A 17430-nucleotide genomic window follows, 5' to 3' on the forward strand; every position below is an offset into this window, starting at 1 on the left:
CAATAAGATGCTGATTGAGAAGGTGACAAAGTGATATTAGTTACAGGTGGAAGCGGACAACTTGGTTCGGAATTACGATACTTGCTTGATGAAAAAAAGATCGAATATGTTGCACCAAGTTCAAAAGAATTGAATATTACTGATGAAAAGAGTGTTATGCAATATGTTGAGAAACTTAGACCTTCAGTAATTTATCATTGCGCAGCTTATACAGCAGTCGATGCCGCTGAGGATGATGGCAAAGAGCTAAATTATCTGGTTAATAATGTAGGTACTGTCAATATGGCGAAAGCAGCTGCAAAGGTAGATGCAATTATCATATATATTAGTACCGACTATGTCTTTGATGGTAATTTGACTGATGGAGAATACACAGTCGAGGCACAAACTAACCCACTGAATGAGTACGGTAAAGCCAAGCTTGCAGGTGAGAAGGCAATCCAAAATTTTGCAAGTAAATACTATATTATCAGGACGTCATGGGTATTTGGTCAATATGGCAAGAATTTTGTTTTTACAATGCAACGCCTTGCGAAGCAGCATCCAAAGGTAACCGTTGTCGCGGATCAGTTTGGGAGACCAACTTGGACGAGAACACTTGCAGAATTTATGACTTATGCAGTTGAAAATCACGTTGATTACGGAATCTATCATCTTTCAAATGACAACACATGTACATGGTATGACTTTGCAAGTGAGATCTTAAAGGATGAAGATGTTGTTGTAGAGCCGCTAACAAGTGAGCAATTTCCACAAAAAGCAACAAGACCAGCACATTCAATCATGGATTTAAGTAAGGTAAAGTCTACAGGATTTAAAATTCCAACATGGCAAGACGCACTAAATGAAATGTTAAACCGAATGTAATACAGGTGTATACGAGTTATGAAAGGATTTAGAAAATGAATAAGTATGGGATTGTTGTACTAAATTATCTGAACTATGAAGATACTATCGAATGTTTAGATACAATTAGGGATCAAACATTTAAAGATATACCAATAGTAGTGGTCGATAATGGTTCCCAGAATGGGTCTGTTCCTGCAATAGAAAAGGCAATAGCGAAGTATAAGAACATTTTTTTTATTAAGTCATCAACAAACCTTGGCTTTGCAAAGGGGAATAACTTGGGAATTAATTATTTACGTGAGCAGTTAAATGTAGATAATGTATTCTTGTGCAACAATGATTTAGTTTTTTCTGATTCTAATTACTTGGAACAACTTGTCAGTTTAAAGATTCCAGATGATGTAGGTGCAATTGGAACAGCAATTATTGGTAAACAAGGATTTGATCAAAATCCTTTAAGTGAAAAAACATCAGAAAAAGATCTTACGGAATTGGTAAACAATTATGAACATCCTGATTTAAAAGAAAAAATCAAACAAATGTTATACAAAAATTTTGGTGATCAGATTAGCAAAATTAAGCATATGAAGAAATCCAAGGTAATAAAAAATGAAGAAACTGTTGTGTTATCTGGGAAAGACTATCTTCATGGTTCAGCGATTTTGTTGACGAAAAATTATTTTCAGAAGTTCCCAGGTTTGTATCCGAAGACTTTTCTATATGGTGAAGAAATTATTCTAAAAGTTTTGTTTGAAAAAGCTGGCTTAAAAATGCTTTATGTTCCAGAGTTGGTCATAAATCACAAAGAAGATAAGTCATCTGCGTTAAGCTTTGTAAATAGGGCTAATATTGTCAATAAGTATAGGTATGAAGGGAATAAGATTGTCCTTCAGGTGTATGGAAAGTCCCTCAGTGATATTCAGGCTGATTTTTCAGAAGTAGGTGAATAGATTTGCATGAATGGTTAGCAAAGAAAAAGTATATCACATATGTAGCAGCACTCTAATGAATATAAAAAATGGGAGATTTTTGTAATCTTCTAAATCATTGGAGTGTAAAAATTGAAAATTAAATATCATAAAAATATCAAATACAGTTACTATTACAGCTTTTTTTCTTTCTTTGGAGTGACAGGACTTTGGGTGATGTATCTGCAGCATGCCGGTTTGACACTGTTTGAAGTCGGTCTATGTGAAAGTATTTTTCATATTGCAAGTTTTTTGTTTGAAGTTCCAAGCGGATTACTGGCTGATCGTTTTTCATATAAAACAGTATTGGTTGCAGGCAGGGTCGTGTCAATTTTATCGGCTGTGATAATGCTCCTTGCACATTCTTTTTGGTTTTTTGCTTTTAGTTTTATACTAAGTGCATTCTCATATAATCTTCAATCTGGAACGATTGATGCGTTAATGTATGACTCGCTGATTGAGAATCAGCAGACTTCTGATTTTCCAAAGATCATCAGTAAAACTGAAATTATTTTTGAGGTTGCAGACACATTTGGTGTTGTTGCAGCGGGCTTCTTTGTTCATTGGCATTTTGAACTAACTTATGTAATTGCGATTTTAGTTGGAATGTTGGCACTTGTTTCAGTGTTGTTTTTGAAAGAGCCGCTCAAGAATAATCAAGTTCAAACTGACACTGTTGACGCTGTCAAAGAAGCGGAGTTAACGATTATTGAGTTAATTAAATCTTCTTGGTCCATTTTGAAGAAAGAAAAATTCTTGCTTAACTTGATGATATATCAGGCTGTGATTGATTTGATTTGTACTAGTTATTATTATTACTATCAATCTATCATGAAGAGTAATGGTTTTTCTGGGTTTATGATCTCTGGGATTATTATTATTTCTTCGGTTATGGCTGTCCTTTCCATTAGCGTAACTCCTAGGATTACAAGATGTTTTAGCCAACTAACTATCCTGCGATTTCTAGTAGTTCCAATACTAGGATTAATCTCCTTAATGTTTTTTAGAAATGGGATAATTATGCTGCTGTTGTTCATGATTCTCAGGGTATTAAGCGCTGTGGTTGGACCATTGTTCAGTAACTATTACAATGATCTAATTGAATCAAAACAAAGAGCAACGCTGCTGAGCGTCGCGAGTGTGATTTTTTCAGCTTTTATGATTGTGTTGTTTCCGGTGATCGGATGGTTGATTGATCAGATTGGTTTTGCAATTACGTTTGGAGTTATAGGAATTGCGATATGTGTGATAACCTGCGTAAAAAAATTTTTGATAATAACTAAATAAAATAGATAAAACAAGGCACTTAGTCGAATATCCTAAAGTAAGAGGTATCAAGATTGTGACGATAATCTTGATATCTCTTTTACTATACTTAAATTGAGATTGAGGCCATCAATAACAGTGGAATAAAAACTTCGAGTGTCAAACTGGCCTATCAACACTTAGCAAACAATTAGACTTAGGATGTTGGTCTTTAAGGTCGAACATAGAAAATGAACGAATCTATGCTGTTATTACCTCAAAAATATTTGGAAAGTGATAAAGTGCATGTTTTAGGCATTGATGTTAGTATAGGGAAAAGTAGTTGTGCTCTTTTACATGAGCATACAATTATTAGAAAATTTAAAATTGTTCATAATAAGTCCAATCTATCAAAGCTTAAGTCCGTAATCAAAAAAATTTACCAGTTATGGCAGTATTTGAAACGACGGGTACCTATTCAAGAATTCTTACCCAGTTCTTTAACGACGATGGAGTGAAATATCTGGGAATAAAGTCTTTGAAATTTTCAATTCGTATGGCAGGACTATGGAGACAATAGGCTGACCAATCAAATGCAGTCAGCCCCAGGCTATCGAATAGATGACACTAATTCATGACCTGAGGCATACTCAAAGCCATATGAGCAGTTTCATTTGATGGCTCATCGATACTGGGAGTTAACTAAGGAACATTCACGGATTATTAATCACTTACATGTAGCGCTAGATCAAATATTTTCGCAGCTAAATGAAATATTTAACCCAATTCGATCGGTACTTGGGTTAATTTTTGCGAGTCTGTATCCTCATCCAGACTTTAATGCGATATGTTCCCGAAACGATGGCTAAACAAATCACTGTTGTGTAAGTCCTAAAATCCATTTGGATTTAATTGTACGTTGATGTAAGCAAGTCTGGCAGATCGGTCAATTATCATATCATGCACAATCTGTCCTTTATGATTGCCTAAATTCATGGCTATTGTGAAGAGATTCGGTCGTATAACCAAAAATACAACTCATTGAAACGGCAACTAGTTACTTACTCAAAAACATTCCCTGAATTTAATTTGATCAAAAGTATTCCATGTACAGGAGAAATATTCACGGACCTGTTGTTAGGATTTACAGGTAAAATGAAAAAGCTCTCCAGATATAAGCAGTTGAGCGCTTACATTGAGATTGATTTACGACGAATCCAATCTAGAGATTTTACGAAAGTTGCTTGGATTAATTGGAGCGGCTAAAGCAACGCTTGTTTGTGTGCGAAACAATAAACCATCCGCTGTGCGGGCGCAGAAAACAAGGGGTTCTTGCTCATCAAGTATGTAGTGAAATGATAGCAGAATTAGTAATTAGGACCATGAAGGAAGCTGTTCAGAATACCAAGGAACCAATTTTTTACACAGTAATACGGGTAGCTAGTATACTAGCAATCAGTTTGAAACCTTGCTAACCAACTTAAATATCAAGCATTAGAGGATCATCTATACAATAATACTTATATTGAGAACTTTCATTCAATGTTAAAATTAGAACTAGTCTCTCGAACAAAGTTTGAAAGTATCGAAGAAATAATAGCCAGTATTGATTGTATGTATACTGATATAATGAGGAACGAATTAGTTTGGTTCAATCTACATAAAAACAGTTCAAGTTATTGATATAGGAGCATTTTACAAACTATGCTTTTCTCACAAAGTAAAATATTCTTTTAAAGAGAAAGAAGAAGCCAAGAATTTCTAAAATCTGCATAATTGGTATATCGCATGAGATATAGTCATAGAATTTTTTCATAGACAGGAACCTACTAAACCATTCTACACCAATAAAAAGTGCCAACTCACTTGAAAGCAGACTGATTATAATTATCGCTAAAGAAAGTAGATTAAAGTTTCTATTTAGGAGTTGCAAAAATGCATCAAACAATAATAATAAAATACCCAGAAATCCAGTGACAAATAATAATTCGCTAGTAGATTGATAAAATTTTGTAACATAATTTTGTAAAAAATTAACAAATTTTATTGATCTTTTTGCAAAGAAAGTATTTATTGTTCCAGGCCAAATAATAGGTGAATGAGTTATTTGGCTCATTCTTAATATTTGATTAAATGTGCCTGTAGCCTCATTTACATTAAGCCTGTTATATTTGTATGTAATCATTGTGGCTAAGTATTCAGGAGTATTATTTTTGAACCACGTCACATCAGAGAATTTTAAACCTTGAGCAACTGATGAAAGGTAAAAGCGATTAGATTTTTTAAGTTTACCAGTGTTAAAGGCTCTTAATAATTCATAGTGAACTTTTTTATAGAAATTATTGGCCTGTTTTCCGCTTTTATGGGCATATAAATTATTAAAAATATTCCTAAATTTCCAAAATATTATGTCTCCAGGATATTCTTTAGTTTGACCACTCTGATAATCAGTAAATGAATTATTTATTTGACTTGAATATTTTTTTAAAGTGGGACTATATTGTTCCGCTTTTTTTATTGCAGATTCGGAAATCCAAATGTTAGAACTGCCCTTTTCATTTTCTTGAATCACTAAGAGATCATGAAGAAAATATTTATAATATGTCCCGGATCTATCCGTTATAGTGTATTCACCATAATGCTTATAATTTATATTTTTGTATAAACATGTAACTAGAATTAGCGAAAAGATTGGTAGAAAAACCCAAAGTAAATGACTAGTGATCGTTTTGAATTTATGATTTTTGAAAATTAGAATGGTTATTGATGTACAGATAGTCATCATTAGAACAAAAGGCATTAGCCAAATAGAATCTTCCTTTAAATAATAAAAAAAAGGCAAACTTAGACTAGAGATTAGTGACCAAAAAATAATTTTTTTATCTTTCTCTTTTGCACTAGCATACAACCCTATAAATGAACCAATTACAAGAATGGTGGCACTTACCAATACGCCACCCCGATATATTTTTTGAACATTTTCTTGATGGAGCATTATCGGTGAGTATAGTAAAAAAATTAAATAGTAAATATGAAAAAGCCTTACTTTTGGATACCTTATATAAGGAATAACATAACGTAATTAGGGACACCAAATAAAATAAGATTAGTGCAAGTCTATAGGGTATCCCAAGTATGTAATTGATTACTAAGAAGAAGCTAAAAGATATAGATTTTACTAATGTAAGGGAATTGAAAGAACCTAGCCAATGCCCTGCAAGTAGATCTTTAGCATAAATTGTATAAAGGTAATCATCTGCTACAGCATTTCCTTGGGCAAAAAGTGGTATCTTAAGAGAAATCACGATTCGTATAATTGTAAAAAATGATAAAAGAATTAGTAAGCGTCTTCTATATAAAAATTTATAAACTTTGTTCATAGCAAACTTCCCTTTTTAACATATTAAACGTTATTTTTAATAATTTTATAAAAATCTGGAACCAAATTACTATGACATATGTTTGAAAATAAATAAATTTATAAATAGGTCAGTATTTTATAGGAAAAAATTAAAAATTGGTAAAATAATATGATATACTCTATAAAGTTATAAAAAATATGGGGTGAAAAAATTGGACGATTTGGCCATTTTAATTCCTTGTTATAATGAGGGAATTACAATTAGGAAGGTTGTAAGAGACTGTCTGAGAGACACAAAAAATATTGACGGAAAAGTAAATATTTATGTTTACGATAATAATTCTGGAGATAACACTGTGAGTGAGGCTCAAGCAGCAGGAGCTACAGTCAGACATGAGTACCAACAAGGAAAAGGAAATGTAATAAGAAGAATGTTTAGGGATGTTGATGCTAAGTGTTACATTTTAATTGATGGTGACGATACCTATCCAACGGATACTATTTCAAAAATGTATAAATTAATTATTGAGAAAAATGTAGATATGGTTGTAGGAGACAGGCTTTCTTCTAGTTATTTTGAAGAAAATAAACGTCTATTTCATAATTTTGGAAATATAATAGTCCGTGGGAGCATAAATTGGTTGTTCAAAAGTAATATTAGAGATATTATGACCGGATATAGAGCATTTAGTTATCAATTTGTGAAAGCATATCCAGTAGTTTCAAAGGGATTTGAAATAGAAACTGATATGACGATTTTTGCTATCGAAAATAACATGGCTGTTCATAATGAAATTATTGAGTATAAGGATAGACCAAACGGAAGTGAATCTAAACTTAATACTTACAGTGATGGGTTCAAGGTACTCAAGCGAATTTTAATCTCCTACAGAGATTATCATCCATTAGTCTTTTTCTCAGTGGTGGCGATGATCTTGGTAGCAATAGCGCTATTTCTGTTTATTCCAGAGATTTGGCTACCTTATTTGAAAACAGGGCTTGTAGATAAGATACCAACTTTAATTGTTTCGGCCTTTCTTATTATTGGGGCAATTGTTTCTTGGTACAGTGGGTTAATACTTGATTCAGTATTACAGAAAGAAAAGAGGGAATTTGAATTCAGATTGAATTTAGTAAGGAAAATTCAAAAATAATTAATTAAAATTTATATTATAATGAGGTAACAATGTTGATTAAACGAATAGTTAGAGAAAAGTTAGATATCTGCTTATCCATTTTTTCTGAGTATAAGATGCTGGTATATGCTTTAATACTGATTTTCTTTTTTTCACTTTTCTTGGCACAAAAAGATTACTTAGCTTTAGGTAAAAATAGTAGTCCAAGTGATCAAACTGTGGAGGTAACAAAGCATGTGAAGAGTAAAGTTTCTTTTACTTCTTCAAAAGTATATTCCTTGTTGTTGAAAATAGATGCAAATGCAAATGCAAGTAGTAATGAATTTACAGATATTAAATTAGTTTCGGATAAAAAAGTGCTTTACAGTACAAGAATTCGTAATAATGTAGCTCTAAGCCAAGATGGTCCCAATGGAGTTGGAACTAACTTTATTTTAAATAATAAAAAGGGACTTAGTGTAGATAAAGGCAAAATTTATGAGGTAGTCATGACGACAAATGCTATTAAGGGGCATTATATGACTGCTCATACAGATAATAATGGATTTATTTGGAATAATGTCATATATAATTGGATACCAAAAGAAATGTTAGCAAAATTGCTCATTGGATTTCAGACAATTATAGCAATTATTATTTTTGGAATATTAAAATTTACCAACAGAAAAAAAAGAAAATTAAAAATAGAAAATATTTTTTTACTTATTTCTGTAGTCCTCGTTACATTATATACATTCCTTGTACCGGCATTTAGAGTTCCTGATGAGTTTGGACATTTTGTAAGGGTGTATGGAATACTACATGGCAATCTATTGGTTCCTTTAAGTGGTAATCTGACAGTTCCACATAATTTAATTCCAGTTTTAGATCCCGTAAATAATACACTTTATGAAACACTTAAAAACTTTAATGTCCAGTTATCTAGTAATAAAACTAATATGAACATAGTTAATATGGCACTTTATTCACCACAATCTTATATTTTTCAACTTTTTGGTATGGGTACCACGAGCCTGTTTACGAAGAATCCATTTATTCTACTATATAGCAGCAGATTGATTACCGGTTTTTGTTGTACGTCAATTCTTTATCTATGTATTAAATTCATTCCATTTGGGAAAAAAACATTAGTTGTTTGTTCACTATTGCCAATGAATATTGCTGAGAGGGCTAGTCTTTCGGCAGATGGATTTACCTATGTAATCGTTATTGCAGTCTTCACATTTGCTTTATATGTATCTTTTAGGAAAGAAAATATGGGCAAGAAACTAATCGGATTAATGTATATTCTTCTATTTTTTCTAGCCTCGTGCAAAGTTATATACTTTATAATTGGTGGTATAATAATACTTATTCCAAATAAAAAATTTGGTAGTTTTTCAAAAGGACTAATACACAAGACTGCAGGTGTCCTATTTGTTGGACTTACAGCAGTAGGTTGGTTAAAGATAGCATCGAAATATTTAGTTAATACGCAGGGTGGAAGTAGTTCATCGGAAAAGGTAAGTTATATTATACATCATCCCTTTTGGTATATTGAGTTAATGAATAAAACACTTTGGATGAATTTGCAAAATTATACGGGCCAATTATTGACAGGACCGTTAGGGGCATTAAATATTGAAATAAATTATGGCCTTACAATATTAATTGCTTTCGTATTGCTGAGGACTATATATATCGAAAAAGAGTCGATAAAAAGCATTAGTATAGATTTTATTAGAAAAAATTATATAAATTTAATTTGCTTACTAAATATTGTTCTTATTTTTACAAGTCTTTTCATTCAGTGGACACAAGTTACAGGTAATATTGGAGATACTGCTAGCATTATTGGTATTCAAGGAAGATATTTTTTACCAATATTACCACTGTTTTTAATTGCGCAATTAGTTCCAAAGAATATAAATGGCCTTGAAATACAAACAATAGAAAATAGGAATATGATATTTTTTGCTGCATTAATAAACATTCTGGTTTTGGCAAACATATTTACAAGTTTATCAGTGTAACTGTTTTTTCTAGTTCATAAATTGTAAATTTAATTCGAGTCCTTAAAAGGGTTATCGAATGGCGTAATCGTAGTCTCTGTCGTTTGTTTATTTTTAGTTGCTTCTAAGTTAATATTTGGCACGTATTTTTCTAGACACTTGTTCTGGTTCTTTCAGTGTTGAACCAAATTAATATAATTTGAGATTCTGAGAATTAAGTCCTCAAAACTTGAGAAGTGCGTTTGAAAAATAAATTTTTGTTTTAATAATGAGTAAAAAGTTTCTGTTTGGCTATTATCGTAAAAATATCCTTGCTTAGAATACGAATGGGTGATTTGATATTGTCTAAGCAAGTTTTCAACATTTCGGCTCGTATATTGTGAACCTATATCTGAATGAAAATATGCTGTTTTTTATGATGTTCAAGTGCTCGTTTAACTATATCTACTACTAGTTTGGTATTCATCTGTCGTCCTATTTTATACGGGAGTATCTTATGAACCTTTGGCTCATACACTGAACTAAGATATAGCCAAGTTCCAGGTTGTAGCTCAAGATAAGTAATATCAGCCCACCAAGTACTAGCTTTTGGCTTGTTTTTAATCAGATTGGGATGTTGTAAATAATCGGTATGAATACTAGTTTTTTTAAAACGTCGATGCTTGAGAGAGTGAATCTTCATTTCTTGCATTAGCCGAAAAATGCGTTTGACACAAATTATAATTCCCAGTCTATTTAATGCTAGTTTGATCTTGAATAACCACAAGCGTGATTGTTTTCTTCCCAAATTTTTCGAATGATTTCTTTTAAATGATTGTCAACACAATCGTGTTGACTAGGTTGCTAGTTCAACCAATGGTAATAGGTGGTACGAACTAATCTTAAAATTGCAAGTGTTAAGATAGGCGAACTGGTCCTTAGCGAAAACAAAGATTTTAACTCGCCCGTATGCTTTTTCAGTAACACCGCTGCAGCTTTTAAAATCTCCAATTCTTCCTTGAAAAGTGGTTCTTTTTTGTAATTTTTTAAGTTCTTTAGGAGTAATTTCAGTTTCATCATCAGGTTCAACAGATCTGGCATCTTTAATCCAGTTATGAATTGATGCAGGAGACACTGCATAAAGAACGAACTGATCTTTTTTCCTCGGTGTGCATTTTGATAATGCTTGCTTTAAAATCATCAGTATATTGTTTTATGTAAAAATCCTATTGTAGTCATTTTATTGTGCCACAAATGTCTAAATATTTGTGTACGAAATACTTGGATAGGAGCAGTCCAAAAAACATAATTTTTAAATTATTGTTTGTGATTATAGGGTAGAGATTGATGTAATTACGAATAATTAAGAAATTAATTAATACTAAAAAGATAAATAAAGGGTGTTGTTTTAAAATTAATTGTGACTTATAATACAAATCTAAAAATATATTTTGTACTATCTAATAGTGGATGAAGGTAGATATATTAAAATGTTTTTTGTAATTTGTGAAATCTATTGCTTATAAAGAGAAAAAGTGCTATTATTCAATTGTGGAAAGCGCTTGCATAACAATCGGATTTGACTTCATAAGGAGGCACTTAATGATGAAACAACTTGAGAAGAGAGTGGAACCAAAGGCATGGGAAGGATTCAGTGGTGGAAATTGGCAGTCAGAGGTCGATATTCGTGACTTTATCCAACAAAACTTTAAACAGTATAACGGTGATGAATCATTTCTTGAAGATGCTACACCAGCAACAAAGGCACTTAATGACCGTCTGGTCGCTTTAAAGCTTGAAGAACGTGCTGCTGGTGGTGTGCTTGATGCAGATACAAAGGTCGTTTCGACAATTACTTCCCACGGCCCAGGATATCTTGACAAAACACTTGAGAAAATTGTTGGACTTCAAACAGATAAACCATTAAAGAAGGCTTTGATGCCTTATGGTGGGATCCGTATGGCAAAAGATGCACTTGAATCTTATGGATTAAAGCTTGATCCAGAAATGGAACATTTCTTTAATGACTTATCAAAGACACATAATCAAGGTGTTTTTGATGCTTATACTCCAGATGTTAAGAGAGCACGACATTACAAGATTGTAACTGGTCTTCCTGATGCATATGGGCGTGGTAGGCTCGTTGGTGATTTTCCAAGAATTGCACTTTACGGAATTGATTACTTAGTTGCATCTAAGTTAGATGATTTAGACAACTATGGTGATGGTGAGATGACAGACAGTGTAATCCAAATGAGAGAAGAAATCTCGGAGCAGATTCGTGCGCTTAACCAGATTAAGGATATGGCTGCATCATATGGGTACGACATTTCTCAACCTGCTACAACAGCGCAAGAGGCAATTCAATGGCTTTACTTTGGTTATTTGGCAGCAATCAAGCAACAAAATGGTGCTGCAATGTCAATTGGCAGAGTTGATACTTTCATTGATATTTTTGTTGAACGTGATATTGAGCGTGGTGTATTGAATGAAAAAGAAGCTCAAGAGTTAATTGATCAGTTTACAATGAAGCTTCGGATGGTTTCCTTCATCCGTACACCTGAATATAATTCATTATTTTCAGGCAATCCGATCTGGGCAACATTGTCATTAGCAGGAATGGGAATTGATGGTGAGCATCATGTTACAAAGACAGCCTTTAGATTCCTAAACACATTGAAGGATATGGGTGCCGCTCCCGAACCCAATATTACGTTGTTATGGTCACAAAAGTTGCCAGATACGTTCAAGCGTTATGCAGCAGCGGTTTCAGTTGAAAGTTCAACTATTCAATATGAGAATGATGATTTAATGCGTAAACAATGGGGAACTGACTATTATGCTATTGCTTGTTGTGTATCGGCACAGCCAGTGGCTAATGGAATTCAATATTTTGGAGCACGTGCAAATCTTGCTAAAACAGTTCTTTATGCAATTAATGGTGGTAAAGATGAGATTGGAAAGGCTCAAGTTGGACCAGCTTACGAACCAATTTCGTCTGAATATATAGAGTATGATGAATTCATGCGAAAATTTGATGCAATGCTTGATTGGTTAGCTGATGTCTATGTCAATGCATTAAATACGATTCATTATATGCATGATAAATATTATTATGAATCAGCACAGCTTGCCCTTAAAGACACAAGATTAGATAGGACATTTGCAACTGGTATTTCAGGACTATCTGTTGCAGCAGACTCAATCTCAGCAATCAAGTATGGGCATGTTAAGGTTATTCGTGATGAAGATGGCATTGCAGTTGATTTTAAAGCGGACAATGATTTCCCACGTTATGGCAATAATGATGATCGGGTTGATGAAATTGCAGTATGGTTGGTTAAGTCACTTTATACGAAAATGAATAAACATCACCTGTATCGTGGTTCTAAGTTGTCAACTTCTGTTTTAACAATCACATCAAATGTTGTTTATGGTAAGAATACAGGGACAACGCCTAATGGACGTCAGAAAGGTGAGCCTTTTGCACCAGGTGCCAATCCAGCATATGGAGCAGAAGAAAGTGGAGCATTGGCTTCATTGCTGTCAGTAGCTAAGCTTCCTTATAAATATGCTACAGATGGTATTTCCAATACTTTTGCTGTAACACCATCAACGTTAGGTCATGATGAAGATTTACAAAAAGATGCTTTGGTTAACATGATTAATGGATATATGAAGAATAATGGACATCATTTAAATATCAATGTTTTTAAGCGTGAAACATTACTAGATGCTCAAGCTCACCCTGAGAAGTATCCAACATTGACAATTCGTGTTTCTGGTTATTGTGTATACTTCGCAGATTTAACTAAAGAACAACAAGATGATGTAATTTCGAGAACATTCCATCAAAGTATGTAACATAGATAAAAAAACTTTAATTAGAAAAATTCAGCACTTGAATGTGATGAGATAAAAGGGATTGGGGCAAGTGTGGGAGCCACAATCTCTTTTATTTTTAAGCAGTTAGGAGGGAAGAAGGATGTTACAAAGGCAAATGCATGAACGTAAAGTTCCAACGCGCGATGGTGAATTAATTGGATATGTGCATTCAACAGAGAGCTTTGGTGCAGTTGATGGTCCAGGTATTCGATTTGTTGTCTTTATGCAGGGATGTAATATGCGTTGCCAGTTCTGCCATAATCCTGATACATGGCGTAAGAATGTTGGTACTGAGATGACAACAGATGAAATTCTTCGGATGGCATTACCTTATCGTCAATTTTGGGGTGAAAAAGGTGGTATTACACTCAGTGGTGGCGAAATAATGCTTCAAACAGAATTTGCTTTGGAATTATTTACAAAATGTAAAAAGTTGGGTATTAATACTTGCTTAGATACGTGTGGGCAACCATTTACTAGACGTCAACCTTGGTTTGATAACTTCAATAAGTTAATGAAAGTTACGGATATTTTATTGGTGGATATTAAGCATATTAATTCTGATGAACATCGTAAACTTACTGGATTTAGAAATGAGAATATCTTAGATATGTGCCAATTTTTGTCAGATATCAATAAACCAGTGTGGATACGTCACGTGTTGATTCCGGAGAGGACCGATTTTGACAATTATTTAATTCAGTTAGGCGATTATATCAAGACACTGCATAATGTTGAGAAGGTAGAAGTCCTTCCATATCATACAATGGGAGTGCATAAATATCGTGAGATGGGGATCAAGTATAAGCTTGATGGCATTGAACCTCCAACTCCAGAACGTGTGAAGAATGCAGAGAAACTACTGCATGTTGCAGATTATCGGGGATACTTGGAATGAAGATATAAGATTCAACAATTATGTTTTTAAAAGAGTCGGAGCAAAATGAAGTGCTTCATAATTGTTAGACAAAGAGTCTAATGATTGTGAGGTACTTTTTTCATGACTAAATATAATTCAAAACAATCTGGAAAAGCGAATTGAAAACATGGGTGGAGTTATTGAGGTGTTTCAAATCCTGTATAAAAACAATTTTAAACATAACTTATTTAAAGTCTAATATAGCATATTAGTAAATCAATAAGATGGATTCAAAAGAAATAAAGATAACTAATTTGTAATGAAAATATTTATAAAGGAAAGATTTGCAGATGATTATATGAATAAAGGAAGATTTAACGCTGTAGAATATTGATTATACAATTAATTGGTCTATCCCATTTTATTTTGTTTCAAGAGATGTTATAATTCCTTACATCTAGTAAAAATAGTAAAGCTATGCATTTAAGTGAATATTTACTATAATGAAACGAGGTACCATTAAGCAAAACTGCATAGATATTATGTTAATCAGATAAAAAGGGGGATTTTTTATAATGGGTACACCAAATATCGTTTTAACTAGAATTGATAATCGTTTAGTACATGGACAGGTCGGTGTTGTTTGGACCTCTTCAATTGGTGCCAATCTTTTGTTAGTAGCAAATGATGATGCTGCAAAGAGTGAGTTGCAGCAAGAATTGATGTCAGCAACAGCAGAAACTTCGGGTGTAGGTATTCGTTTTTGGTCATTGAAGAAAACTATCACCACAATTGGGAAAGCCAGCCCAAGGCAAAAGATATTTTTAATTGTCAAAACACCGCAAGATGCACTGAACTTGGTACAGGGAGGAGTTCCGATTACTGAACTGAATATTGGCAATATGCATTACAGTGAAGGTAAGGTCCAGCTTACAAAGAAGGTCTATGTCGATCAAGATGACAAAGATGCGTTTAACAAGTTGGTCGAATTGGGGATTGATGTTTATATTCAAGATGTTCCGGAAGAGAGAAAAATAGCAATTAAGGATGTGATTTAGATGGCAGTTACATTGACCCAAGGTGTTTTAATAGCGATCTTTGCTATTATCGCCGGGATTGATTTTTGGTTAGAAGGTTTTTACATATTTAGACCCATGATTGTATGTACCGTTACAGGTTTCTTATTGGGTGATTTGAAATTGGGGATAATTGCAGGAGGACTGACTGAGCTTGCATTTGCAGGGTTGACTCCCGTTGGAGGTACTCAGCCGCCTAATCCTATTATGGCAGGAATAATGACTGTTGTTATCGCACATACCACAGGAAATAGTCCAGCAACGGCAATTGGTTTATCATTGCCTTTTAGTATTTTAATGCAATATATAATTTTATTTTGTTATTCAATTTTTTCTGTATTTACAAAGAAGGCTGATGAGTATGTTGCAAAAGGAGAATTTCGTAAATTTGGAATGATTGTACTTCTGCCAACTGTACTCGTAGCCTTATTGTATAGTGCTTTTTCGTTCTTGAGTGTGTATGGAGCACAAAATTTAATGAAGACATTGGTTAACTCAATGCCAACATGGTTAAGTCATGGCTTTACGATTGCAGGAGGAATCTTACCCGCTGTGGGTTTTGGTTTGCTGCTCAAGAGCATGTTGAAAGTCAAGTATGTTCCATATTTATTATTAGGTTTTACCGCGGCATGTTTCATAAAATTCGGAAACTTAATGCCTGTTGCAATTATTGGTGCCTCTCTTGCTTGGATTGAATATGGTAGGGAGAAGAAGGAGCAAGAGGTAAACAAGAAGTTCAAGAACATGGAGAAGTCGCTTGAAAATGTTGGAGGTGAAGAAGATGGAATCTGAGAAAAAAGCAAGAAACAAGCTGAGTAGAAGAGATATTACTAAGCTAGGGCTCCTATCTTTATTTAACCAATCAGGGATGAATTATCAACGGATGCAAGCTGATGGTTGGACTTTTGCGATGATTCCATCATTGAAGAAAGTATATGGTGATGATAAAAAGGGACTCATTGAAGCAGTAAAATCTAATTTGCAATTTATAAATACTAATAATTATGCGGCTCCGCTACTGATGGGTCTTGAGGCTTCACTAGAAGAAAATGGTGAAGAGCGTTCAACAATCGATGGCTTGCGTGTAGCTTTGTTTGGTCCAATAGCTGGAATTGGTGATGCAATTACTTGGTACACGATTTTACCAATTGTTGCTGGTGTAACAGCCTCTTTTGCAAAACAAGGAAGTATTCTTGGGCCATTAGTATTTTTCATAGTGTATGTTGCAATGTTCTTGGCAAGGATTCCAATAGCTCATTTAGGATATTCAGCCGGTACAAAGGCTATCTCGAAGATACATGAGAACTCGGCGATTGTTGCACATGCGGCTAGTGTTCTTGGATGCACGGTTATTGGGGGATTAATAGCAACTTATGTCCAAATTGATGTGGTCACTAAAATACAGGTGACATCTTCTCACACGATTTCAATACAGAAAGAATTCTTTGATAATATCTTTCCTAATATTCTTCCACTGGGGTATACATTCCTATTATACTGGTTACTGAAAAAGAAGAATGTTAATCCTGTGACTTTGATAATTCTAACATTCTTACTATCAATTTTATTTTCGTGGATGGGAGTTCTTTAAAGATGCAGATTATTGTAACGGGTCATGGCAATTTTGGAACTGGGATTAAATCAACAGTCAAGTTGCTTGCAGGGTCAATTCCAAATGTTAATTATGTCGACTTTTCTGCCAATATGAATGAAGAAGATCTGGCTGATGAGTTTGAAAGTCTTTTAAAAGAAGAGGCTAAAGCGGTTTTTTTCTGTGATTTAATCGGTGGAACACCGTACAAGCAAGCGGTGTATAAGAAAGAAAAATATGATGTTGCAGTCATCGCAGGTTGTAACGTAGGTTCATTGTTGGAAGTTGGTTTGCAGACTAACTTAAGTGAAGCCAGTGATGTACATTTAGTTGCACAGAATTTGGTTGAGGCTGCAAAAAACGGGATTCAGGAATTTGGTGTCAGAAAGACTCAAATTTTAGATGAGGCAGATGAAGACGGTATTTAGAAGCGGACGAAGGTGCTGCTGTATATGAAATGTGTTTATATGGAACAGGTAGAGAAGGGGCT

12 protein-coding genes and 1 pseudogene are annotated in these 17430 nt (G+C 33.7%); 11 read left to right on the forward strand and 2 right to left on the reverse strand.

All coding sequences use genetic code 11. The features are described 5' to 3' along the window. Positions 1-30: 30 nt before the first annotated feature. From rfbD to GSM_RS01500, 3 genes are all read left to right on the forward strand, one after another. A complete protein-coding gene (gene rfbD, locus GSM_RS01490; protein ID WP_003689630.1) occupies positions 31-867 on the forward strand; it encodes a dTDP-4-dehydrorhamnose reductase in 837 nt (278 codons plus the stop codon). Positions 868-902: 35 nt separating this feature from the next. Next, positions 903-1799 (forward strand): glycosyltransferase, encoded by an 897-nt coding sequence (locus GSM_RS01495; protein WP_003689628.1) that lies wholly within the window; start codon positions 903-905, stop codon positions 1797-1799. A 111-nt stretch (positions 1800-1910) separates the two neighbouring features. Next, positions 1911-3104, forward strand: a complete 1194-nt coding sequence (locus GSM_RS01500; RefSeq protein WP_003689627.1) for an MFS transporter — start codon at positions 1911-1913, stop codon at positions 3102-3104. 1660 nt (positions 3105-4764) lie between these two features. Here GSM_RS01500 and GSM_RS01510 read toward each other — a convergent pair. Beyond that, on the reverse strand, positions 4765-6012 hold the full coding sequence (locus GSM_RS01510; RefSeq protein ID WP_003689623.1) for a hypothetical protein: 1248 nt from the start codon (positions 6010-6012) through the stop codon (positions 4765-4767). A gap of 623 nt (positions 6013-6635) precedes the next feature. Here GSM_RS01510 and GSM_RS01515 point away from each other — a divergent pair. Next, positions 6636-7577 (forward strand): glycosyltransferase family 2 protein, encoded by a 942-nt coding sequence (locus GSM_RS01515; RefSeq protein ID WP_003689622.1) that lies wholly within the window; start codon positions 6636-6638, stop codon positions 7575-7577. 32 nt (positions 7578-7609) lie between these two features. Continuing rightward, positions 7610-9571 (forward strand): DUF2142 domain-containing protein, encoded by a 1962-nt coding sequence (locus GSM_RS01520; RefSeq protein WP_235720327.1) that lies wholly within the window; start codon positions 7610-7612, stop codon positions 9569-9571. A 130-nt stretch (positions 9572-9701) separates the two neighbouring features. Here GSM_RS01520 and GSM_RS14990 read toward each other — a convergent pair. Continuing rightward, a pseudogene (locus GSM_RS14990) lies at positions 9702-10746 on the reverse strand (IS3 family transposase). Positions 10747-11134: 388 nt separating this feature from the next. On the opposite strand from GSM_RS14990, the gene pflB reads away from it, so the two are divergent. The 6 genes from pflB to GSM_RS01560 all read left to right on the forward strand — a co-directional run bounded on the left by pflB (position 11135) and on the right by GSM_RS01560 (position 17368). Beyond that, positions 11135-13393, forward strand: coding sequence for a formate C-acetyltransferase (gene pflB, locus GSM_RS01535; RefSeq protein WP_003689609.1), 2259 nt, complete (start codon positions 11135-11137; stop codon positions 13391-13393). Between the two features lie 121 nt (positions 13394-13514). After that, positions 13515-14312, forward strand: coding sequence for a pyruvate formate-lyase-activating protein (gene pflA / locus GSM_RS01540; protein WP_003689608.1), 798 nt, complete (start codon positions 13515-13517; stop codon positions 14310-14312). A 536-nt stretch (positions 14313-14848) separates the two neighbouring features. Continuing rightward, positions 14849-15331: a PTS galactosamine transporter subunit IIB gene (gene agaB, locus GSM_RS01545; RefSeq protein ID WP_003689607.1), complete on the forward strand. Its 483-nt coding sequence runs from the start codon at positions 14849-14851 to the stop codon at positions 15329-15331. After that, positions 15332-16141 carry a PTS galactosamine transporter subunit IIC gene (agaC, locus tag GSM_RS01550; protein WP_003689606.1) on the forward strand — a complete coding sequence of 270 codons (810 nt, stop codon included), beginning with the start codon at positions 15332-15334 and terminating at the stop codon, positions 16139-16141. Continuing rightward, positions 16131-16940 (forward strand): PTS galactosamine transporter subunit IID, encoded by an 810-nt coding sequence (agaD, locus tag GSM_RS01555; RefSeq protein WP_003689605.1) that lies wholly within the window; start codon positions 16131-16133, stop codon positions 16938-16940. The genes agaC and agaD overlap by 11 nt, the downstream gene beginning before the upstream one ends. Before the next feature lie 2 nt (positions 16941-16942). After that, complete coding sequence (locus tag GSM_RS01560; RefSeq protein WP_003689604.1) at positions 16943-17368, forward strand: PTS sugar transporter subunit IIA; 426 nt, start codon at positions 16943-16945, stop codon at positions 17366-17368. The last annotated feature ends 62 nt before the right edge of the window (positions 17369-17430 follow it).

The sequence above is a fragment of the Liquorilactobacillus mali KCTC 3596 = DSM 20444 genome, assembly GCF_000260415.1.
In the GTDB taxonomy this organism is placed as follows: Bacteria; Bacillota; Bacilli; order Lactobacillales; family Lactobacillaceae; genus Liquorilactobacillus; species Liquorilactobacillus mali.